The following is a 21,632-nucleotide window of genomic DNA, read 5'->3' on the forward strand; positions in this document are numbered from 1 at the left end:
GAAAGTTTCTGAAAAATAGTTTTATTCCTATTTGCGCTTCTATGCCTGACAATAATATCAGGCGTTCTGATGTACTTTATTGAAGGAAAAACTGGCGGGTTTGCCAGCATACCAAATAGTATCTACTGGACCATTACAACGCTTACAGCTATAGGATATGGAGATATAGTTCCGCAAACAGGTATTGGAAGAGCAGTTCATTCAATCATTACACTACTCGGATCAAGTATTATAATCGTACCGATTGTCATTGTAATTGGCGAAATTTACAACTCACTTTATAAAGCAATCTCAGGGAGAGCCGAGGAAAAATGAATCGAGACAAATACACTTCCGAACAAAATATATTCGAGTCGCAAGCTCTAACCCATTCACAAATATGTCAGAAGGCGACCACATTTATCGGCATATATTTTTTGCTTGTATTTGGTGGTATCGATGGAAAATATGAAAGTATCTTTTCCGCTGATCTCAATGGTAAAGCAGTGATCGTTATTTATCCCGGAATATGTACTATTTCTAAAAATGATCAACTCCGGATCTCTGGAAAATGGCACAGTGGAAAGAAGATCGGAGTGGATGATCGTTATATTAAGGCCAGTCGGATAGAGAACATGAGTTTAGGACTTGTTTTTGTTGCAGATAAGTCCATTATTTAACATGCATTCAAGAATACTCACAATGATCCCATGCATCAAATCGACATTTAATTCGAAAATAAAGATAACTTTTTATCTAAACGAGTTCATTTTATCGCAATGACACTCGATGAAACTGATCAAACAAGAATAAAAAGAATTGCTCAAACGTTATCTGAAGTTTCAAACCTGAATGAAACTGACATGTTTATTCTGCTGACGTTGATGAAAAATAGCAAGATAACCAATTCAGAGCTGGCAAAGATACTGGATTTTAAAGACGGTAACTCTGCTGCATATCATACACGCAACATGCAAAAGGAAGGGTTGATCGACAGGTATACCATAGTACCTAACTGGAAACGTGCAGGATTGGCAACAGAATTCATCATACTTGCAGAAGCTGAAGATGAGGAGCAATTGCTTGAGATCGAGAAAGAACATGTGATAATGGCTGATGAATATTCATCGACCACAGGGGAAATTGTTGTAACTCCAACTATTTCCGGATGCGTCATCCTTCAGAATGTCTATCATTGTTTCGGCGATAAAACCATGGCTGTAATAAGCGGAAGGGCAACATCAGATCAGGACGCTGCAGTCTATTGTAAAAATTATCTTGTCAACAGGTACCCCGATATCAAAATAAGTATGCTCCTGAACAAATATAAGACGGTAAATGAGTTCTTCATTGACAAAAAAGCAGTAACAAAGCTAAAAGAACTTTTCCAGATACCGGAAAAGGAAGAAACTTCCGGTACTCTGGAAAAATTACAGGGCCTGTCATCAGAAGATTGATAACATTTTTACCAGTAACACCATAAAGTTAGGCATGGTCAATGCCATGATCATCCTATCTTTGAGCTTGTTTCCTTTTGCTACCGGATCATCCAGTAGCATTTGGATACAGCCTGCAATCAGTACTACATAGATCAGTGCAGCCAGAAAAAGGTAATGATATTTTGTGGCCGCATACAATAAGGGTATCAATGGAAGTACTACCAGCAGACTACAAACAATTGCTGCACGGCGGATCCCAATCTTCAGGGGCAGCGAATTGATATCACCGGCCACATCCTTGAAATCCTTCATGAAGGTGAGGGAAAATATCAGTACAAATACATAGGCTGCAACCATTAAGCTATCTGGGGACAGCGGTGAATAAACACTCCAGAGACCAATTGATTCCAGAGCAAAGCAGACCGCCATATCCAGCATTGCAATACCAGGGATGTCTTTAAATCTGAACATCGGATGCGAATACATTATCCCACCAATAATGATACCTGCCAAGAGACATAAGAACAAGATAAAGCTTAACTTGAGTGATAATAAAAGCGCTGCAAAAAACAGCAGCGCCATATAAATCCATGCTTTTTTCATGGACATCTGACCGGAAGCAATAGCTCCATTTGGTTTACATATTTTGTCAATTTCAAAATCAAAGATGTCATTTAGTATGTCACATCCGCTGTGGATCATCGTTCCTGCCAGAATTACAAGAATGGCCCTATAATCCCACATGCCCAGTATGGCACAGTTTATTGCCACTACTGAAATATCTACAATACTTCCCTTTAATTTTAGAACTGATATGTATGGATTCTTATAATTTATTCTAACACCTCAAAATAATGTCAGAACTGAAAGAGATTTAAGATTTTTCCATACTAAATGATAAAAACGAACTATATATTCATATTTATTATATTATAATTAAAAAAACTAAAACTTTAACTATATATTTTAGAGACAAAATCAGTTTAAACTAAGAAATGAGTTGATCCGAAAAGAAAAAGGAAGATTTGCAAGGCTTTTCACTTAATTGTCGGTGTGTAAGAAAATCGTATTTTTTCGTCCATATCCCTGCACATTTATCACTCTGGACAAATAGCCTATTCACATAATTGATTTCATCTATTTGTCCAGGGTTGTCCCGATGCCGATAATATGTGGATAGATCGGCATTTGTAATATGATACAACCAATGGCTACAGCTCCCGGAAAAATGGTATTTGTATGAGAGGGAAATCTTATGGACTCCAAATTACGATCCACGATTTTATACATAATCAAGAGAGAATTTTAGATTTTATTACAATAAGATTGAATTTCGTTATTTTATATACAATTAACATGTAAAGTAACTCGAAATTATGATTAATATAAGTTTTATCTGAAATACGAGTCCATATTTACAAATAATTACCACTAAGTATTAATAGAACTTGTACAATGTAAATTATAATGTGGAGTTAAGATAATTGGTAAACAACCAGAACTCCACATTAGCCCAAAGGCAAGGCTAGTTTGTCATTTACATTATATAAGCATAGCTTTGTCTTTGTAATTAAATTGGAGAGATAAAAGATATGAAAACTAAAGGAATTAGAATGGCAGCGCTGTTTATGGCAATGTTGGTTGTGAGTATGTTTGCAGTCACACCTGCTATGGCATGTGCCTAGTGGGACAAGCTGTTTGCAAGCATCTGCGGATGGAAATACTTACGGAATGTTTTCAGACATCACAACATTGGATTCTAAGTCAGTTGATATACACGTACAAAATGCTTTGAAATCCAATGATATACAAAAATTAGTACAAACATTGAACAAAAAAGGGTACAAGTTAAATCAAGAATATGCTCAGGGATTGAGTACAACTGTAGAAGATACCTATTATGAGGGAGTAGGATTACCATTTCTAGGCACAAATAATTCTGATGCCTCCATTATTGCTATAATGAACAATGATAATGAAATTATCAAAATGCAAGCAACGATTGTCCATAGAGACAAAGACCAATTCCCAACATCTGTTGACTTATTAACTGTAAACGGAAATAGTATAGAAACTGAAAGTGCTACTGTAGATAGCATATTTGGTACTGGAGCTAAAGTTTCCATGGCTTCCATAGCTTCCGTAGATTCCACGAGTCCTCTTATTCAGATAGATCAGATAACAACTAGTTCAGCCGAATGCAGCGGATGTAAAACGTTATACGGTATTGTATGTGTATATGGATGTGCCATCTCCATGGCCGTATTATGCACAATAGCAGGACTTACAACCGGTGTCGGTGGAATTGCATGTGTAGTAGTTGCAACTGCTCTATGCGGTTTCATAGATGAGCATGGATGTGATTATGGAGCAGAGGCTGCATGCGTACTCCTAGGTTACTGCTAACATGTAGAAGATTAGAATGAAAAATCCCTTTTTATTTTTTTATTATTCGAACCTCACTAAGGTACCATACATGATAAAAAATCAGTGGATTTGTGCTCACATTGATTGGTTTATGAATTATATTTTAAACTCAAATTTTAAGGAAGGATTCGTGTATGATAACAACGAAAAATTTTAGATTAATACTCGTGCTGGCTTCCATAGCTATAGCCTTATTTGTCTCAGGATGCATGGAGGAAAACTTAAGTGCAGAAGAAATTACATCCCAGATACTGGATAAAAAGAACAGCATTCAAGATTATTCATATACAATGCACATGACCTCCTATATCGAACAAAAAACTGAAGAAATTGAATATAAAACTATGTTCAAAAGGCCAAATATGCTTATAAGTACTGCAACAAAGCCCGGTAAACAAAATCAAAACATCAGAATTTTAGATGGGGAATTTATGTGGACATACTTTCCAGATACCAACACGGTCACAAAAATCGCAATTTCCAATATACCCGAACATATGAAAAATGACTATGCCAACATTATAGATAAATTTCTGAATGATACAAGCGTAACATTACTTGGTGAGGAAAACATAGATGGAAGAACTACTTATCTGTTGGAAACAACTCCAGAAAAAATGGATGGATATTCCGAGTTACCATACAAAACAAAAATCTGGGTAGATCAAGAAACATGGATGCCTCTTAAGTATGAGATTTATAAGTCCAATGGAAATCTAACAATGAAATTAGAAATTCGAGAACTTAAAGTTAACACAGGAATCCCAGATTCTGAATTTAAATTTGAAGTTCCAACAAGCGCAAAAATGCTGGTTTTGGGGGAGGAGGAATAAATCTCCTGAATAATTAAGCTTGAAAAAGAATAAGTTCTTAAATTCAATAGATTAAAAACAAAAAAAAGGCAATAGGAAGGATAAACATGAATAAATCTCTAATGAAAGAACGATTTTTTCAGTTCATTGCAGCCCTTATTACAGGCACATTACTAGGATACTTGTCTCATGATTTAATGAATGGAATATTTAATGGATTTCTCATTGGAATTGGGTTCATTACAGGGATGGAGCTCATAAGAAGGGTAAAGAAAACCAATTGATTAGATGCATTTATGAATATATCCTGTTAAAATCAAATAATATGACAGTATTTGTATGATATTTAAATTCGCCTCAACTTTATTATTTTTGTATATATTCGCTGCAAAGAGTGTCGAGACGAACCAACAAACACTCAACCAAGCACTATAATTTAAAAGATAATATTAATAGGAGGTCGCCATTGGAAATTTTTATCAAGGAACTCCTATGAGCCCAACCATTACAATTGAACAATTCGGATTTTAAAGAGGTTTAATATGCTGAAATATTTCACTTATTTCTTTTTTATTTTACTCCTCCTGTCCATCCCCACTTCTGCTGCACAACCATTATACATCGAATATTTCCACCAAACTGGATGCCATGATTGCGAGATAACTGACCCCATTATTGATCAAATCGAAAAACAATATGAAAGTATAGAAATTGTAAGAATCGATGTAATAAACACTGAAGGATTCAACCGATGGAACCAATACGGTTTTATAGAGGTTCCAGCGGTGGTCATAAATAATGAAACTAAAATCCCAAAGGAAGAACTAACTGAAGAAAAACTTAGACTATCAATTGATAGGTATTTTAAGGATAATAAGCCTGAAAACCAGTACATAAACAGTGATTTGAATCTTCCGTTTGCTTATTCACTCGGTTTGTTTGCAGGATTCTCCCCTTGTTTAATGGCAATACTTGGATTTCTTTTAAGTTTTACAGCCGGTACCAGTGAATCTACCCGCAGCGGTATGGAACGAGCAATAGTCTTTGGTGTCGGATTGATGACTTCCTATCTAGCCATAGGAGTGGGGTTGCTTGTATTCAGGAAGACACTCCCTGACATGGAATTGTTTTCTGTAGTCACAGGAATTATAGTTATTGGAATCGGACTGTACCTGATGGGACTTTTCAGCCTGCCGATGTCCCTCGACAAATATTTCCAGAACAAGGCCAGAAAACATGCCGGTACAATTGGAGGATTATTTTTCCTGGGTGTTTTGTTCTCTCTGGTAAAAGTGCCGTGCACTGTACCTATGCTTCTGGTTTTGCTGAACAAAACAATTACAGAAGGGACAATTGGTGATTTAGCCCTATTGTTTGCTTTTAGTTTTGGAGTATTGACACCTTTCCTTGGAATTGGGTTGCTTGGAGGTTATACTTTATCCAAACATGTTCGTGAGCACAGGAGATACCTGAAATTAATAAGTGGAATATCCCTTGTTTTGTTGGGTTTATGGGTTATGATCTGAGGTGAAGAAAGGAATCACCATATAATATAAAACATTATAAAAAGCACTGAAATGTTATGACTATGATGGGATTATAGGGGGTTAATTTTGATAGAAATCATCTTGATATTGGGAATTGTGTTCTTTGCTTTCATGACTGTTTACAATGCGATTGCATACAGAAAAAATAAAACAAGTCTCTTACCAACAATATTCAGTTTTTTGCTGACCTTGATAACGCTACTTTTATTCCTAGAGCAATCTCTCCTGTGTATAACCATACTCATGTTAGCTGTATTCCTACTTTCAGTAGTAAAATACCCGATGATCTCAAAAATCCAGGAGAAAAGATTCTTAAAGGAATTGGAGAAAACCGATCTCAACGAACCTCTTAAAGTAATGGATTTTGTTGTTGGGATGAAAGGTTGGGGAAAAATCGCCGTTAAATATGGAGCAAGAAAGACAGCACTCATCTATTCAGTAAGCTTTTCGACCATTATAGGTCTCGGACTTCTATCCATGAATGTGCTAATTCCTGATTATGAAAAGAGTAAATATTTCGTGCTGCAAATGACCCTGATTTTTACAGTACTCTTTTATTTTCAGATGCACAAGACATTAAAAAAATATATTTATAGCATGATAAGGACTGACTAAAAACAGACTGCAAACTAGAGACATATGTAAAATTAAAAATAAGGGGAGGATAAAGTGAACAAAATAAAATCAGAATGGACAGTCGCTGGACTTATGTTACTATTTGCAATAATTGTATTCACATATCATATCGGCCAATTATTGTGGGGAATAATTGCAATAGCCATTCTTTTCTGGATATTCATGTTATGTGACTGTCTCCAAAGGAACACAGAGGATTTTCCCCGCACAGGAGAGCATGAGAAATTGATCTGGTCGGTTGCTTTGATCTTCCTAAATTTGATAGGTGCAGTAATGTATTACTTCCTGGTCAGGATGCAGGATAACAGGGACATCTTACAATGAAAGCAAAAGTCGAAACACTATTAGGTATCATTGGAGGTTCCTTAGGAGTCCTTGCGTCAGTTATCATTTTATCTGTAGCCCTGATTTCGATATGGCCAGGCGGAGGTTCCATGATATATGGCAGTCCTGTAATTATTGGAGATGCTGGAACTTCACTGATAATGATTGTTTGGGGGATGTTATCATTAGTAGTGGGTTTGGTGGGAATTGCCGGAGGAATTATTGCTAAAACAGACATGAGTAAAGGCGGTAAATTAATGCTGGTATCCGGTATAATTGGATTTTTTTTATATTTCTCCATATGGTGGATTATCCCCGGGGTATTGCTTATATCCGGCGGAATAATGGCAATGCGGAGCAGTGAATAAACGATGTAAGAAATAATTCGTGGAGTTTGATCAAATGCACAGCAGTCCCTTTACGCGAGTATTACATGAAAGTTTCCGAAAAATAGTTTTATTCATATTTGCTCTTCTGAGTTTAACAATAATATCAGGCGTTCTGATGTACTTTATTGAAGGAAAAACTGGCGGGTTTGCCAACATACCAAATAGTATTTACTGGGCCATAACAACGCTCACAACTATAGGATATGGGGATATAGTTCCGCAAACAGGCATTGGAAGAGCAGTTAATTCAATCATTACACTACTCGGATTAAGTATCATAATCGTACCGATTGTTATTGTAATTGCCGAAATTTACAACTCACTCTATAAAGCGATCTCAGGGGGAGCCGAGGAAAAATGAATCGAGAAAAAGAAATAAGAACAGCTATAGTTTCATTAGCTGCACTTTCTTTGCCGATATATGCAATTTAAGTTCTTTTTGAGGCTAGCTATTGACTATGAAAAGGAGTGAATCTATCAATACACTCCTTTTGAAACTGGATATATCACAGGATCAAACCCAAAAGCTAATAATCCTACATTGCCTATGCGGATTGGTGATTATATGAAAATACTTGGGATATCAGGAAGTCCAAAACAAGACGGTAACAATGAGACTATCATAAGAAACGTACTGGAAGTCGCAAAAAGCAAGGGTTTTGAGACTGACAGCATCATGATCTCACAAAAGAAGATAGCACCTTGTATTGCATGTGGAACATGTGCAAGAGGGGAAAAATGTCCTATCAATGATGATATGCAGGAACTATATGGCAAACTTGCAGAAGCTGATGCGATCGTATTTTCAACTCCGGTGTATTTCGGTGGCATGACAGCACAACTCAAAGCATTGTTCGACAGAAGCGTACTGCTCAGAAGGCAGGGATCCCAGCTTCGTGGCAAGTTCGGTGCAGTAATGGCAGTCGGAGGCTCCAGGAACGGAGGTCAGGAAAAGACCATACAGAACGTCCACGACTGCATGATGGTGCACGGAATGATACTGGTAGGAGACGGCGCACACTTTGGCGGAATTGCACAAAAACCTGTGGATGATGACGAGATTGGCATGAAGACCGTAATTGACACCATCGAGAACCTTTGTGCGACCCTCAAAAAAGAATAACGTATTAATTATTTATAAAATATCAGCATGCAGAGGATGAGCAATGTTGCACATCCTTTGCGCCCTATAGAATTAATATCGAATATATTATGTGAAGTTCGTGGACCATCATGTTCTCAAGATCGGACATCACTAAATTAATGCAACGATGGCCCCACTTTGAAGATGGGGTCACCAATGATATAGCGATACTTATAGGAATATTCACAGGACTGACCATTGTAGCATACAACATTTGTCTGAACTATACAGAAGATTTCTTCTGGAGCAATAGTGAGATCACGAACAGCTATTTTGTGATATTGATCCCTGCCATCGGTGGATTATTGGTCGGCATCATAGCTTTCCTTTCCGCAGATATACGTCGCTGCAATGTAGCAGAGGTCATTGAAGGGACTGCTTTGCATGGAGGGCGTATCAGGATAAAGGATGCTTTCCGGGAAGTGGTCTTATCAATAATATCCATTGCAACAGGAGGTTCCGTAGGTAAAGAAGCTCCCGGCATCCTTGCGGGTTCAGGTATCGGCTCGATATTCGCAAAAGCCCTGAAAGCACCCGACCATCGTTACAGGACATTGATAGGATGCGGTGCTGCCGGAGGTATCGCTGCTGCTTTTAATGCACCTCTAGCAGGAGTGGTCTTTGTTGTAGAAGTGATATTCGGAGAACTTGAAACAAGGACTTTCATACCTATTGTAATATCGGCCGTATTCGCTACACTTGTAGCGAATCTTATCTTCGAGGTCAAGCCGATACAGATATCATACTACGGCCTTGTGGACCCGATAGGGGAATTGATCCTTTACCTCATACTTGGAATTCTTTGCGGCATATCATCCGTATTATTGATACGTACCCTTTTCACAGTACATGACGGATTTAACAAACTTCCTGTCCACAGTGCATTCAAGCCTGCTATTGGCGGCCTTTTCGTAGGGTTAATGGGATATTGTTACCCCCAGATACGCGGTATAGGATATGATGTTATAGCAGATGTGCTTATGAACAGCTTTACCATCCAGCTGCTTCTGGTATTATTCGTCCTGAAAATACTCGCATTTTCATTTACGATCGGTTCCGGTGGTGCTGGCGGTTCCATTGTACCATCAATGTTCGCAGGAGCCATGCTCGGTGGAGCATACGGAACGATAGTACACAGCATATTCCCAACAAGCACCGCCGCTGCAGGAGCTTATGCACTGGTAGGAATGGGCGCTACACTTGCAGGAGTCGCAAGAGCCCCGCTTACAGCGGTACTTATCCTTTTTGAACTTACACGAGACTACAACATCATATTACCACTGATGTTCGCATGTGTGATCAGCAACTCTATTTCGAACAGCCTTCACGAAGAATCGATGTTCACAGAAGTGCTTAAACGAAGAGGGTTCACAATACGCAGAGGAAAAGAGGTCAACATAATGGAAGCAATGTTCGTCAGGGATAATATGCGAACTAATGTCCATACGATATCCGTGGAAGATACCGCAAAGGACCTGCTCGGCCTTATGCAGTCAAGCCGGCACGCAGGATTTCCGGTCCTTGATAGCGATCAGAAGTTATGTGGGATAGTAACTCTCGAGGATATGAGAGAAAAGGTCAATTATGGAGAGCTTGATACTAAGATAAGCCAAATTGCAACCCATGATGTTATAGCAGCATACCCTGACGAAACGCTGGATGTTGTCCTGAAAAGATTTGCGATGAGGGACGTTGGAAGACTACCTGTTGTCTCAAGAGATGATGACAAAAGACTTCTTGGCATCATTACAAGAAGTGATATCGTCAAATCCTACAACAAGGAAATAGTCACTCGTGTTCAGGAAAAAGATCAAAAAAGATAAAGAAGCGACATCATACCAGAACACGACCAAGGAAATATCCGGCAGTCGTATCATAAATTTCAACATCACAGGAAGTTCCCGGAGATACAGAGCCTTCAGGAAGAACGACCGGTTTGTATGATGCAGTACGTGCCATTACTCCTTTGACCTTTGCATCCATTGAAATGAAAACTTCCCCTTTCCAGCCGATCATCTTTTTCTTTGAATCCAATTTAATGGCATCACATAGTTTGTGAAGTTTATGTGAACGTTCGACAACGATGCGAGTATCCAGATTGCGATATTCAAGTGCTTTTGTAAGAGGGCGAGGAGTATAACGGGAAATGTTCACCTTGTCAGGTTTCATTGTCTTCACCCATTCCAGCGTCATGTTGAAATCTTCATCGGATTCACCCGGAAATCCTACAATGATATCAGTAAAAAGTGTCAGATTCGGAAAAGCATCCTTTAAACGGGAAATGATGGCGTTGGTCTCTTCTATGGAATGGTAACGGTTCATCTTCTTAAGGACAGAATCAGATGCTGACTGTATCGGAAGATGCACTATCTTGTATATCTTATCAGATTTGAAAGCATCAATAAGCTCATCAAGGATAGGAGTTACCGAGAACGGGTTCATCATGCCGACCCTTACCTTGAAATCTCCTGGGATCGCCACGATACGCCTTAAGAGTTCCGGAAGCAACACATCCCTGTCAGTGCCATACTGCCCGTTATCCTGCGAGGTCAGCCATATCTCACGACATCCCTCATCCACTGCCATACGGATATCCTCAACAATGGAATCGGCATCGAAAGAACGTAATTTGCCCCGGGCTATCGTAACGATACAATAAGCACAGCTATAATCACATCCCTGAGATATCTGGCAGATGTGTATGTTCGGATTAAAACGTGAATGAGCGGTCTTGAGAAAACCTTCCGGCTCAGAGGATAATAGTTCCACCCTTTCGCGTGAACCTCCATTGCGGGAGTTTTCAATATACTTAATAATCTGCCCGATCTTTGCAATGGAGTTCACACCAAGGATATGAGCATCGGGATTCCTCTCAAGTATCGTTTCGAGCTGTACCTGTGGCATGCAGCCGGTGACGACCACATCGATTCCTTTAGCCCCAAGATCCTCGATCTTGTGAAGGATCTTCTGCTCAGTGGTATACTTAACAGTACATGTGTTAATGACCACTACTTCGGCATTCTTTTCATCCACAAACTCATACCCGAGATCTTTGACCGATGCGATCATGATCTCGGATGAAGCCTGATTTGCCGAACATCCATAGGTTGTGATGTGTACTTTCATGTCAAGGAGGAATTACAAACGAAGAGGTGTCTGTTCTTTGTCGCCGATGTAGATGGAATCTGTCAGTTTCACAACACCAGAACTACCCATAGAAATACTGTGAACCCTCGCATCTCCGCCACCGAAAAGGTTCACCTGGTTCAGGAACTGACCATTTGTGACTCCAGATGCTGCAAAGATGAAATCTTTGCCTGGAACGAGTTTGTCAGTGTCAAGAACATCATTGATGTTATCTTCTGTGATACCCATTGTAGCAAGACGGGGCATCTTCTCTGCTTTCTCTGCTTCTATATCTTCTTCCGATCCGCCGTTGGCAACGGTAGGAAGGATGAGTCTTGCAAGGACCTTGCCGCCAAGGATCTTAATTGCAGCCGCAGTCAGCACAGCCTCGCCTGAACCGCCTGAACCCATTACGACATGGATACCCGAACCACGTACAGCTGTGGAAACACCTGGCATAAGGTCGCCGTCAGAAACAAGGCTTACACGTGCACCGGTGGCACGGATCTCCTCGATCTTATTTGTGTGTCGTTCCCTGTCGAGAATGACAACAACAATCTCCCCAATATCCCTGTCAAGTGCCTTTGCAACTATCTCAAGATTCTTTATGACAGGTGCATCAAGGTCAATTTTTTCATCAGGATGTTCCTTTTCATACCTGACAACATCAGGACCAACAACGATCTTGTCCATATAAACATCAGGCCCATGGAACAATCCGCCAGGCTCTGCCATTGCCATAACGGAGATAGAACCAGGGATACCGTCTGCGGTCAGATTGGTCCCTTCAAGAGGATCGACTGCTATATCTACTACGATATCGCCTTTGCCTGTACCGACTTCCTCACCGATGAATAGCATAGGAGCTTCATCACGCTCACCTTCACCGATCTTGATAACACCTTTGAAATCAAGAGTGTTCATCATCCTACGCATGGCTTCTACAGAAACCTGATCTGCGTAGTTCTTGTTGCCTTTCCCCATCTGATATGATGCAGCAATGGCTGCAGTTTCTGTTACGTGGATAAGGCTTGGAAGTAATGCACACTCGATAGGACCTGCGCATTTTATCATGTTCTCTACTGTCTTTGGGTGAGGCAAAATATCATCTCCGATAAAAGTATGTAGCTGACTAATGTTTCAAAACTATTAATGTTTTCCATTAACTTTCATCAAAAACGAACGTTGGTACAGATAGGGTCGAAACAAACTTATTTAAGAACATCAACAAGAGCAACCCTTTCCAGAACCAGTTCAGGTATCCGGTCTTCTCCCACCGCTTCAATTTCAGCATCCGTTATAGAGAATTGGGAAATAAGCTTCTCATTCTTGGATATTGAATGTTTGAGCACATCCGAAGGCTCAACGAGTGAAGAAACCTTTTTAGCGGCTTCGCCCACATTCTCAGGAGCTCCCATTATAATGAACACGACATCCAGCCTGCCTTCGGAAAGCCCAATGGAGAATGCCTCGCCGATCTGCCTTTTACCGGAAGCATAACGCATCATCTCCACCCCAAGGTCCTTTGCAATGTTAGTACCATTCTCCATTGCTTTCATTGCTTTTGAAATTGCATGGTCTATATGGGCTTTTCCAGCGATCTTGCCGGCATCCATTCCCTGTATTATCACATCATGTTCGGATGCTATTGAAGAAAGACCTTTCAAAAACCTTTGTAGTTCATCTATGACCAAAGAGCCTTCTATGAGCTGGATATCCATGATATGTGGATTAGATTTCCCTTCAATAAGTATGACGGTCACCATATAAAGAAAACAATATATGATCAAAGGGAAGCGTTCTTTCCGCTCCTTTTATTTAGTTTGTCATTAATTAAACGAAATATAACTAAATTTATCAGAACTAGAGCTATTATCATATCTACAATTTTCCATAGCAAAAGTCGCGGATACCAAGATCGAAGCTATCCATGATGTGTTCTCGAAATAAGATAAGAACTTGTTGGAACGGTGTTATTTATGCAACAGGATTATAATTCAAGCAATATTGAACAAAAATGGCAACAAAAATGGGATGAGAGCAAGGTCTTTGAAGCTGAAGCCGATGACCGCGACAAGTATTTCATAACTATCCCATACCCTTACCTGAACGGAAATCTCCATGCCGGGCATACAAGGACATTCACCATCGGTGATGTCGTTGCAAGGTACAAGAGGATGATGGGCAACAATGTCCTCTATCCAATGGGATTCCATGTGACCGGAACACCGATAGTCGGGCTTGCAGAGCTCATACAGAATCGGGATCCAGAGACGATGAAAGTGTATACCGAGTTCCACGGGATACCAATGGAAACGCTCAAGGGCATAGACACTCCTGAAAAAATAGTGGATTATTTCAGTGTGGAAGCTGAAAGGTCCATGCGCTCCATTGGATATTCCATCGACTGGAGACGTAAGTTCACGACCACCGATCCAAATTATAAGAAGTTCATCGAATGGCAGTTCAATCTGCTTTATGAAAAGGACCTCATCGTCAAGGGTTCACATCCTGTCAAATGGTGCCCTAATGACGATAATCCTGTGGAAGATCATGATATCCTCCACGGAGAAGAAGCTACGATCATAGATTACACTCTTGTCAAATTCAAGTATGATGGCATGATTATCCCATGTGCCACATTAAGACCTGAAACGGTCTTCGGTGTGACAAATCTGTGGATCAATCCAAATCTGGAGCATGTTAAGATAAAAGTGACCTTTGAAGGCAGGGAAGAGGTATGGGTCGTAAGCAAGGAAGCATATCGTAAACTTACTTTCACGGACAGAGAGGTAGAGTTCATCGAGGATATCGATGCCAGGTCATTGATAGGCATCAAGGTCACTAACCCCCTGAACGACGCACAGGTCATTACCTTGCCTGCATCCTTTGTTAAGGGAGAGAACGGAAGCGGTATCGTAATGAGCGTGCCTTCACATGCACCATACGATTATCTTGCTTTGAGAGACCTCTATGACAAGGACCTCAGCGAATATGGGATCATTGAAGACCTGCGGGAACTCAAGTTCATTTCATTGATCAAAGTGAAAGAATTCGGGGAATTCCCTGCGATAGAGGCTGTGGAACAGTTCGAGGTAAAGGACCAGGACGACCCCAAGGCAGAAGAGGCGACAAAGATCGTCTATCGCCGCGAATTCCATGGTGGTGTGCTTAAAGAGAATACGGGCAAGTATTCCGGAATGGCTGTTTCCAAGATCAAGGATGTTCTTACACGGGACCTCATTGAAATGGGGATCGGCGAAGTATTCTACGAGTTCAGTGAACCGGTCGTCTGCCGTTGCGGAACACCATGTGTCGTCAATATGGTCAAAGGACAATGGTTCCTCAACTATTCTAACCCTGAATGGAAGGAAAAGGTTTACCACTGTATCGAGAACATGGACATCATCCCTGAAGACCTCAGGGTCGAGTTCAACAACAAAGTGGACTGGCTCAAGGACAAGGCATGTGCGAGGAAGAAAGGGCTTGGAACACTTCTGCCCTTTGATAACCAGTGGCTTATTGAGTCCCTTGGGGATTCCACGATCTACATGTCATATTACATCGTTGCGAAGTTCATTGCAATGGGAATTGAGACAGAGCAGCTAGTGCCGGAACTGTTCGACCATGTGCTCCTTAAAAAATGTTCATTGGAGACTGCTGCTGAAAAGAGCGGTATCGATGCAGATATCATCGAACAGATAAGCAACGACTTCGAATACTGGTACCCTGTTGACCTGAGATCTTCAGGAAAGGACCTGATACCGAACCACCTGTTGTTCTTCCTGTTCCACCACGTAGCTATCTTCGATGAGGATAAATGGCCACGTGCAATAGCCATCAATGGTTTTGTGTCACTTGAAGGAAAGAAGATGAGTAAATCAAAGGGTCCCCTTCTTACACTGAATGATGCTATCGCAAATTATGGTGCGGACATTTCCAGGATGTATATCCTTTCCAGTGCGGAACAGATGCAGGATGCTGACTGGAAGAACTCCGGAATCGAAACTGCCAGAAAGCAGATAGAAAGGTTCTATAATTTCTCAAAGGATATTATCGGATCCGGCATCCCAACCTGTAATATGGAGAAACTGAAAGGCATCGATAGATGGATGCTCAGCAGATTGCAGCAGCGCATACTTGAAACAAATGAGGCCCTTGATACGATCAGGACACGAAATGCATTGCAGAATGCATACTTCCTGCTGTTCAATGATATAAGATGGTATCAGAAGCGTGGTGGAAGCGCTCTTCTTTGTGAGGTACTGGATGTCTGGATAAGACTCATGGCGCCATTCACCCCGCATATCTGTGAAGAGATATGGGAGGCAATAGGCCATTCAGACAATAATCTTATTTCATTGGCAGACTATCCGCAATATGATGAGACTCTCGTGGACACTCAGGCAGAATTTACAGAGGAGCTTATCAGCGGTACCCTTGCAGATGTGGATGAGATCATAAAAGTTACAAAGCTCACACCAAAGAAGGCCATATTGTACACTTCACCTGAATGGAAGATGGAGACATTCAAGAAGGCCCTTTCAATGCAAAAGGAAGGAAGCCTGAATCCTGGTATACTTATAAAGGATCTTATGAGCGAACCAGAGATGAGGAGCCATGGAAAGGAAGTTCCTAAGTTTGCGCAGAAGGTCGTTTCGGACATAACGGCCATGAACGAGGAAAAGTTCGATACCCTTTCGAACTTCGATCTTGATGAGAAGATCGCACTTGAGGAAAATCTGGAATTCTTCAAGAACGAGCTTGGATGCCCTGTTGAGATATATTCAGCAGATAATGCGGACTATGACCCCGAAAATAAGGCAAGGTTCGCATATCCACTCAGACCGGCCATCTATCTTGAATGATGTGGAGGGGGATAATCCCTTCACCATCCTTTTTTGATCTTAGCCTTAAATTAGAGTGATCTGTTTTGTCTTTGGTACAAGACCACTAAGGTCAGACATTTCTTTGACCAAAGCAATAAGAACAGTATTCGCGAGCCTTAGTATCTCGACTGATGTGGGATCCACTGCGATATTATATGCAGGGTCCGAATCGGGAATTTCGATACGATTAATGGACCTTCTCAATTCTTTCAGATCTTTACCCGCCAGGTCCCCGACCGTAATGAGAGAACGGCGATAGTTCCTGATGTGGGATTCATTAATACCCATTAATTTCAGTTCTTCTTTGAAAACAGGTCTTTCAAAGATGGAAGTGGCAATGTGAACAGCCACAGGAAAACGAATATCCGGTTCAAGGGATTGAAAATGTTTGGCCATTACAGAATATAGCTCACTTTCGGATGCATCCCCACCCTCCACACATACATATATCTTGGAGGGAGGGATTTCAACTTCCTTTAATTTATCCATATCACGCAATGCGCGAAGATAGCCTGTGATGATAAGCCGGTGTTCTTCAAAACCTTCTGCTTTGAGCTCCCTGCTTATACCACTTATGGATAATTGCTTTTTATCAAGTATCTTATAAATTTTCGTATATAGATCTTCAGCCATGCTTCCTAATCAGTATTGATAACAAACTTGGATAAATGTATCGGTCAATTAAAGATGATGATTTTTATCATAAAAAAGAAGAGCATAAGACACTAGAATCTGCGCAATAAAGCCATACACCCACAACACCTTTATTTAGTTAAAGTTGCATATGGGAGTAAGCGTAGTGAATAAAAAAGTGGATTTTACCCGGAAAAATCTGCGAACCCCCCAAAACTTACCTTAAAAGAGGTTTCTAATAATGCCGAAAAGGACTCGAATTATAAATGACCCCTCAGAACTGGTTCCCCTGCTCCAGACTTTTCAGTCAAAAGAACATAAACAGGTGTTCAATCTCCTTTTAGACGAGTGGTTGACAAAAGGAGACATAGAAGAGAAAATGGGATTTGATGCAACAGAAAGCATTAGCATACTGAAAAAATGTGGACTTCTTGAAAGTCAGTGGCATATGCCGGAACCCGGAAAAATGCCCGAAAAGGAATATCATTCATCTTATTCTAAAGTTCAATCGAACTTCCAGTGTTCTTTTGAAGATCTGAGCGATATAATAATACTTACTTTCAATAAATATGAAGAGATCAGTGACCTCATAACAGAACTTGAAGAACTGGTGGAGAAAGGAAATCATTCCATGAGCAGTTTGACACGTGCTATGAACAAAAATCCATTATATATTCGTTCTCTGGCCAGAAGATCATCGAAGCTTTCTGTCATGGGACAAAGGCTCAAGATGAATGAGGAAAATGAATGATAGATATTCTTCAAACTAAAAGTGGTATCACCAAATTTCAGATACTTACAGAAGTTGCTGCACATCAACCAAATGTTCGCCAGAAGGAGATCGCTGAAAAGATCGGCGTTACACCTCAGGCAGTTTCTGAATATATAAAAGAACTTACCGCTGAAGGATTTATCTTTTCTGATGGCCGTGTACGCTACAGGATCACTAAAAAAGGTGTTGAATGGGTCCTGGAAGGTGCTGCGGACATGAAGCGTTATGCTAATTTTGTCATGAGCGACATCATTAGTCATGTTTCCACATGGACAGCCATTGCAGATGAGGATCTTGAAAAAGGGGATAATGTATACCTTCAGATGCGAAAGGGTTTACTTTACGTCAGCAAAATGAATATAACGAGTGCAACCGGCATCACGATATCTTCTGTTGAAAAAGGGGATGATGTTGGAGTTACGAACCTTTTGGGAATGATCGAACTTGAAACGGCAAGCATCACCGTATGCAAGATACCACGAAGTGAACGTGGCGGATCAAGAAATGTAGATCTTGAAAGGCTGGAAAAACTTGCCAGTTCAAAATCATTTATTGCAGTCATTGGTGTTGAATCACTTGTAGCGTTGAAAAAGATAAACATGGAACCAGACGTGATGTATGGGGCCAAGGAATCAATTGTGGAAGCTGCATTCCACGGATTGTCATCTCTCGTACTTGCAATTGATGAGGAAGTACCACAGATTATGAGCAGGCTAGAGATAGAAAATCTGGAATATGAGCTGGTAGACCTCACTGTTCAGTGAGGAAAAGCTGACATATTATAGATAGATAACTATGAAAATACTTGCTATTTCTGACACACATCTCAAGGAGGGTGATATACCCCCCACCTTCAAGGGATTGCTTGATGACTGCGATATAATCGCCCATGCTGGCGATTTTACATCAACTGAATGCTATAATGCATTTGCAGCCACAGGTAAACTTAAGGCAGTACATGGGAATTCAGATAATTCTGAATTAAGACAATTATTGCCTGAAAGACTTGTTTTTGAAGCAGATGGGGTTAAGATAGGGATCGTTCATGAAGGCTCACTGTCTATTATGGATACGACCGCTTTGCGTTATCTAGCCCTTGAGATGGGGGTTGATGTCCTTATATTCGGACACATCCACAGACCATTGATAGAAAAAAGCGATGTGATACTGATATGCCCGGGTTCACCGACAAAACCACGCCTTTCAGACCCATCTGTAGTATTGATAGATATTGAGGCTGGAAAAATATCTCCCAAGATCGTTGAGATCGAAGGGAAAGCATGCGGGTTCATCGATTTTTCACGAGATCTGGAGAACGATAGATAAAAACGATAATGGCAAGGCTTTATTCTTCCTGATCGTTTATAGTTTCTATTTTGAACATTACACCCATGTTAGGAAGACTTAACTGCGCTTTATCGCCAAATTTCAGAATCTCATCAACATTTAGGGAAATGTCCCAGTCATAAACATGATCATAAAACCCTGAACCGGTTTAAAGCCCATTGACATAAGGCGTCTGTTAACTTTAGAAGGACTGGCACCTTCAATGCCGAACCATATCAAAATGTCTTCATAACATCACCGTACATATGTAAGATGACTTCTTTACCTACGTTTTGTTCAAAAATAGGAAAACTGCACAAAATGTGCAGTTGTTGAAATATCAGAGATCTTCTTTCAATGATCTCAAAGCTTCCTTGACCATTGATGAATAATGATCTTTATCAGTATTGTAGTGCTCTTTTGCTTTGACGACATTGGAATCCATATTATCAAGATCCTTGACACGCTCAAGAGTTCGTCTTGCCGTATCAGCAACCCAAAGATCGCGTGTTGTAACATCGACAATAGAGATCGATTCCGGCCTTACTGATGTAAGAACTGTGCCCTCAGCGGTTGTATAAGTGCTTGGCTTGCCTACGATCGCTACAAAAGCGGGAGTTTCACATTCTGCAAGAGCCTGAGCAGCTTCCGGCTGGTACTGACCTGCATAGATCATGAAAGAACCAGTTGGATCGGACACGCGACCCCTCCAATACTCGGAATCCGTACCGATATCCTCTTTCTCGATGAGAGTACCTACAATGAAAAGGCGATTTACCTTTGCACCGGTAGGTGTCAGCAGATATTGTGGGGAATACTGGTCATCCCCATCCTTGAAAGTCAGATTGGATTCTCTGAATTCCTGTGCAAAAACACGCCTTGAAACTTCCCTAACATATCCAGCCATTTAGAGCACCTCCGCCTCTGTAATAAGTTCATCAAGCATTTCCATATCCAGCCCATCCTGCAGTTCAATTGAATCTACAAGAATGTAGCGATCAACTTTGGAGCCAGTCACGATGAAATATTTTCCAAGTAATTTTAACTTCATCTGATCAAGGACAACACCCTGATCAAGTGCATCAGCAGCCATGGAAATTGCATCATCCAGAGTTATACCACTTACCTGTTCAGCAAGATCTCTTTTAAGAATAGATTCCTGTGCAGTGTTACCGTCATCAAGAACTGCCTTGATACGAAGATCATAAGTCCCATCTACTTTTCCATGCTCCATACAGGCACCTTTCGTGAGTGCCCTTTTACACTCAGGACAACGTTTTATCAATCCGGAACCTGACTGTACATCCACCATTGCACCAGCAAATATAATGGAAGAAGAAGCGATCTCTATGTCTTCATCAAGTTCTTCTATAGAACTGTTCTTGTTAAGAGTTAACTCAAACTTGTCATTCCATTCCTGTGCAACGACATTATTAAAAAGATAACTATTCCCCTCAGTGAGATCTAACAGATCTGCACTCGTCCATTTGATGAATTTGATAGTACCAGTGCTATCTCCGACCAATCCTACCTGAGATATAGATTCATGGGAATTGTCCCATAACTGAGAGACCTTTACTTTAATAGATAACCATTTTCCATCTTCTGCAATATCAGCAACATTTACCATTGGTGCAGGCTGCCCATCTCCAGCTCCGCCGATCGGAGATGAAATAACTTCAATGTCCTCATCGAGTTCTTCTACTACAGTGTTCTTATTAAGAGTTACTTCAAACCTTCCATTCCACTCATTGCTAACAACATTCTTGAAATAGTAGCTTTTTCCCTCTTCAACATCAGGGATCATGTCACGTGCCCATTTGATGAACTTTATTGTAGCAGTTTCATCACCGATGATGCCTACCTGTGAAACAGATTCATGGGAACTGTCCCACAATTGTAAGACCTTTGCCTTGATGTTCACCCATTTTCCACCTTCATCAATCCCATTGAGCTTAACATCGGGTGTTGACCTCGAGTCAGGTGTTGTTGACTGACCACCAAAAAAAGCATTTCTGTCGAGATCATTTTCCTTTAAGAAATACGTAATGACACTTCTGCGAGCTTCATCAAGAGGAACTTTGAATTTTGTCACCAATTTATCAAGACGATCTACAATGTCCTCAATTGGTATATCCACACCAAGTTCCAAAAATTTTGATTTTATATTCTCTGCTGTTTTATCCATA

At 40.5% G+C, this 21,632-nt stretch carries 24 protein-coding genes; 17 read left to right on the forward strand and 7 right to left on the reverse strand.

From position 1 onward, the window contains the following. Window positions 1-15 precede the first annotated feature (15 nt). The 3 genes from KDK67_RS02915 to KDK67_RS02925 all read left to right on the forward strand — a co-directional run bounded on the left by KDK67_RS02915 (window position 16) and on the right by KDK67_RS02925 (window position 1,436). Entirely contained in the window at window positions 16-315 is a 300-nt protein-coding gene (locus KDK67_RS02915) for a potassium channel family protein (RefSeq protein WP_338101226.1), read from the forward strand. Then, the gene (locus KDK67_RS02920; RefSeq protein ID WP_250867343.1) at window positions 312-659 is read left to right on the forward strand and encodes a hypothetical protein; all 348 of its coding nucleotides are present in this window, start codon (window positions 312-314) and stop codon (window positions 657-659) included. Before KDK67_RS02915 ends, KDK67_RS02920 begins: the two co-directional genes overlap by 4 nt. A 99-nt stretch (window positions 660-758) precedes the next feature. Further along, window positions 759-1,436, forward strand: a complete 678-nt coding sequence (locus tag KDK67_RS02925) for a winged helix-turn-helix transcriptional regulator (protein ID WP_250867344.1) — start codon at window positions 759-761, stop codon at window positions 1,434-1,436. Here the strand turns inward: KDK67_RS02925 and KDK67_RS02930 are convergent. Beyond that, complete coding sequence (locus tag KDK67_RS02930) at window positions 1,425-2,189, reverse strand: UbiA family prenyltransferase (protein WP_250867345.1); 765 nt, start codon at window positions 2,187-2,189, stop codon at window positions 1,425-1,427. The two genes, KDK67_RS02925 and KDK67_RS02930, sit on opposite strands and share 12 nt — an antisense overlap. 927 nt (window positions 2,190-3,116) lie before the next feature. On the opposite strand from KDK67_RS02930, the gene KDK67_RS02935 reads away from it, so the two are divergent. From KDK67_RS02935 to KDK67_RS02980, 10 genes are all read left to right on the forward strand, one after another. Then, window positions 3,117-3,824: a halocin C8-like domain-containing protein gene (locus tag KDK67_RS02935; RefSeq protein ID WP_250867346.1), complete on the forward strand. Its 708-nt coding sequence runs from the start codon at window positions 3,117-3,119 to the stop codon at window positions 3,822-3,824. A gap of 155 nt (window positions 3,825-3,979) precedes the next feature. Then, the gene (locus KDK67_RS02940; RefSeq protein WP_250867347.1) at window positions 3,980-4,678 is read left to right on the forward strand and encodes a LolA family protein; all 699 of its coding nucleotides are present in this window, start codon (window positions 3,980-3,982) and stop codon (window positions 4,676-4,678) included. An 86-nt stretch (window positions 4,679-4,764) separates the two neighbouring features. Continuing rightward, on the forward strand, window positions 4,765-4,941 hold the full coding sequence (locus KDK67_RS02945) for a hypothetical protein (RefSeq protein WP_250867348.1): 177 nt from the start codon (window positions 4,765-4,767) through the stop codon (window positions 4,939-4,941). Between the two features lie 258 nt (window positions 4,942-5,199). Beyond that, window positions 5,200-6,183, forward strand: a complete 984-nt coding sequence (locus KDK67_RS02950) for a cytochrome c biogenesis protein CcdA (protein ID WP_250867349.1) — start codon at window positions 5,200-5,202, stop codon at window positions 6,181-6,183. Window positions 6,184-6,270: 87 nt separating this feature from the next. Further along, window positions 6,271-6,819, forward strand: a complete 549-nt coding sequence (locus tag KDK67_RS02955; protein ID WP_250867350.1) for a hypothetical protein — start codon at window positions 6,271-6,273, stop codon at window positions 6,817-6,819. Between the two features lie 54 nt (window positions 6,820-6,873). Next, window positions 6,874-7,164 (forward strand): PLDc N-terminal domain-containing protein, encoded by a 291-nt coding sequence (locus KDK67_RS02960; RefSeq protein ID WP_250867351.1) that lies wholly within the window; start codon window positions 6,874-6,876, stop codon window positions 7,162-7,164. Next, window positions 7,161-7,532 carry a hypothetical protein gene (locus tag KDK67_RS02965; RefSeq protein ID WP_250867352.1) on the forward strand — a complete coding sequence of 124 codons (372 nt, stop codon included), beginning with the start codon at window positions 7,161-7,163 and terminating at the stop codon, window positions 7,530-7,532. Before KDK67_RS02960 ends, KDK67_RS02965 begins: the two co-directional genes overlap by 4 nt. Before the next feature lie 34 nt (window positions 7,533-7,566). Continuing rightward, window positions 7,567-7,914 carry a potassium channel family protein gene (locus tag KDK67_RS02970; protein WP_250867353.1) on the forward strand — a complete coding sequence of 116 codons (348 nt, stop codon included), beginning with the start codon at window positions 7,567-7,569 and terminating at the stop codon, window positions 7,912-7,914. A 204-nt stretch (window positions 7,915-8,118) separates the two neighbouring features. Then, window positions 8,119-8,676, forward strand: a complete 558-nt coding sequence (locus KDK67_RS02975) for a flavodoxin family protein (protein WP_250867354.1) — start codon at window positions 8,119-8,121, stop codon at window positions 8,674-8,676. A gap of 140 nt (window positions 8,677-8,816) precedes the next feature. Next, on the forward strand, window positions 8,817-10,520 hold the full coding sequence (locus tag KDK67_RS02980) for a chloride channel protein (protein WP_250867355.1): 1,704 nt from the start codon (window positions 8,817-8,819) through the stop codon (window positions 10,518-10,520). Between the two features lie 10 nt (window positions 10,521-10,530). Here the strand turns inward: KDK67_RS02980 and KDK67_RS02985 are convergent, their stop codons facing one another. From KDK67_RS02985 to cgi121, 3 genes are all read right to left on the reverse strand, one after another. Then, window positions 10,531-11,823, reverse strand: coding sequence for a tRNA (N(6)-L-threonylcarbamoyladenosine(37)-C(2))-methylthiotransferase (locus tag KDK67_RS02985; RefSeq protein ID WP_250867356.1), 1,293 nt, complete (start codon window positions 11,821-11,823; stop codon window positions 10,531-10,533). 12 nt (window positions 11,824-11,835) lie between these two features. Continuing rightward, window positions 11,836-12,924: a class II fructose-bisphosphatase gene (gene glpX / locus KDK67_RS02990; RefSeq protein ID WP_250867357.1), complete on the reverse strand. Its 1,089-nt coding sequence runs from the start codon at window positions 12,922-12,924 to the stop codon at window positions 11,836-11,838. A 110-nt stretch (window positions 12,925-13,034) separates the two neighbouring features. Continuing rightward, window positions 13,035-13,589 (reverse strand): KEOPS complex subunit Cgi121, encoded by a 555-nt coding sequence (cgi121, locus tag KDK67_RS02995; RefSeq protein WP_250867358.1) that lies wholly within the window; start codon window positions 13,587-13,589, stop codon window positions 13,035-13,037. 213 nt (window positions 13,590-13,802) lie between these two features. On the opposite strand from cgi121, the gene leuS reads away from it, so the two are divergent. Next, window positions 13,803-16,691 carry a leucine--tRNA ligase gene (gene leuS, locus KDK67_RS03000; protein ID WP_250867359.1) on the forward strand — a complete coding sequence of 963 codons (2,889 nt, stop codon included), beginning with the start codon at window positions 13,803-13,805 and terminating at the stop codon, window positions 16,689-16,691. Between the two features lie 45 nt (window positions 16,692-16,736). Here leuS and KDK67_RS03005 read toward each other — a convergent pair whose 3' ends face one another. Continuing rightward, window positions 16,737-17,345 carry a hypothetical protein gene (locus KDK67_RS03005; protein WP_250867360.1) on the reverse strand — a complete coding sequence of 203 codons (609 nt, stop codon included), beginning with the start codon at window positions 17,343-17,345 and terminating at the stop codon, window positions 16,737-16,739. 241 nt (window positions 17,346-17,586) lie between these two features. Between KDK67_RS03005 and KDK67_RS03010 the strand changes: the two genes are divergently transcribed. Genes KDK67_RS03010 through KDK67_RS03020 form a run of 3 tightly spaced genes read left to right on the forward strand, consistent with a single transcriptional unit; the run spans window position 17,587 to window position 19,443 of the window. Then, window positions 17,587-18,096 carry an ArsR family transcriptional regulator gene (locus tag KDK67_RS03010; RefSeq protein ID WP_250867361.1) on the forward strand — a complete coding sequence of 170 codons (510 nt, stop codon included), beginning with the start codon at window positions 17,587-17,589 and terminating at the stop codon, window positions 18,094-18,096. After that, on the forward strand, window positions 18,093-18,881 hold the full coding sequence (locus KDK67_RS03015) for a DUF7839 domain-containing protein (RefSeq protein ID WP_250867362.1): 789 nt from the start codon (window positions 18,093-18,095) through the stop codon (window positions 18,879-18,881). The genes KDK67_RS03010 and KDK67_RS03015 overlap by 4 nt, the downstream gene beginning before the upstream one ends. A gap of 31 nt (window positions 18,882-18,912) precedes the next feature. Then, complete coding sequence (locus tag KDK67_RS03020; protein ID WP_250867363.1) at window positions 18,913-19,443, forward strand: metallophosphoesterase family protein; 531 nt, start codon at window positions 18,913-18,915, stop codon at window positions 19,441-19,443. 340 nt (window positions 19,444-19,783) lie between these two features. Here the strand turns inward: KDK67_RS03020 and KDK67_RS03030 are convergent, their stop codons facing one another. Together KDK67_RS03030 and KDK67_RS03035 are read right to left on the reverse strand one after the other, a co-directional pair. Continuing rightward, the gene (locus KDK67_RS03030) at window positions 19,784-20,350 is read right to left on the reverse strand and encodes an RPA family protein (RefSeq protein WP_250867364.1); all 567 of its coding nucleotides are present in this window, start codon (window positions 20,348-20,350) and stop codon (window positions 19,784-19,786) included. Then, the gene (locus KDK67_RS03035) at window positions 20,351-21,631 is read right to left on the reverse strand and encodes a replication protein A (protein WP_250867365.1); all 1,281 of its coding nucleotides are present in this window, start codon (window positions 21,629-21,631) and stop codon (window positions 20,351-20,353) included. Between the last annotated feature and the right edge of the window lies 1 nt (window position 21,632).

It is taken from the genome of Methanococcoides seepicolus, from assembly GCF_023684405.1.
Taxonomy (GTDB): domain Archaea; phylum Halobacteriota; class Methanosarcinia; order Methanosarcinales; family Methanosarcinaceae; genus Methanococcoides; species Methanococcoides seepicolus.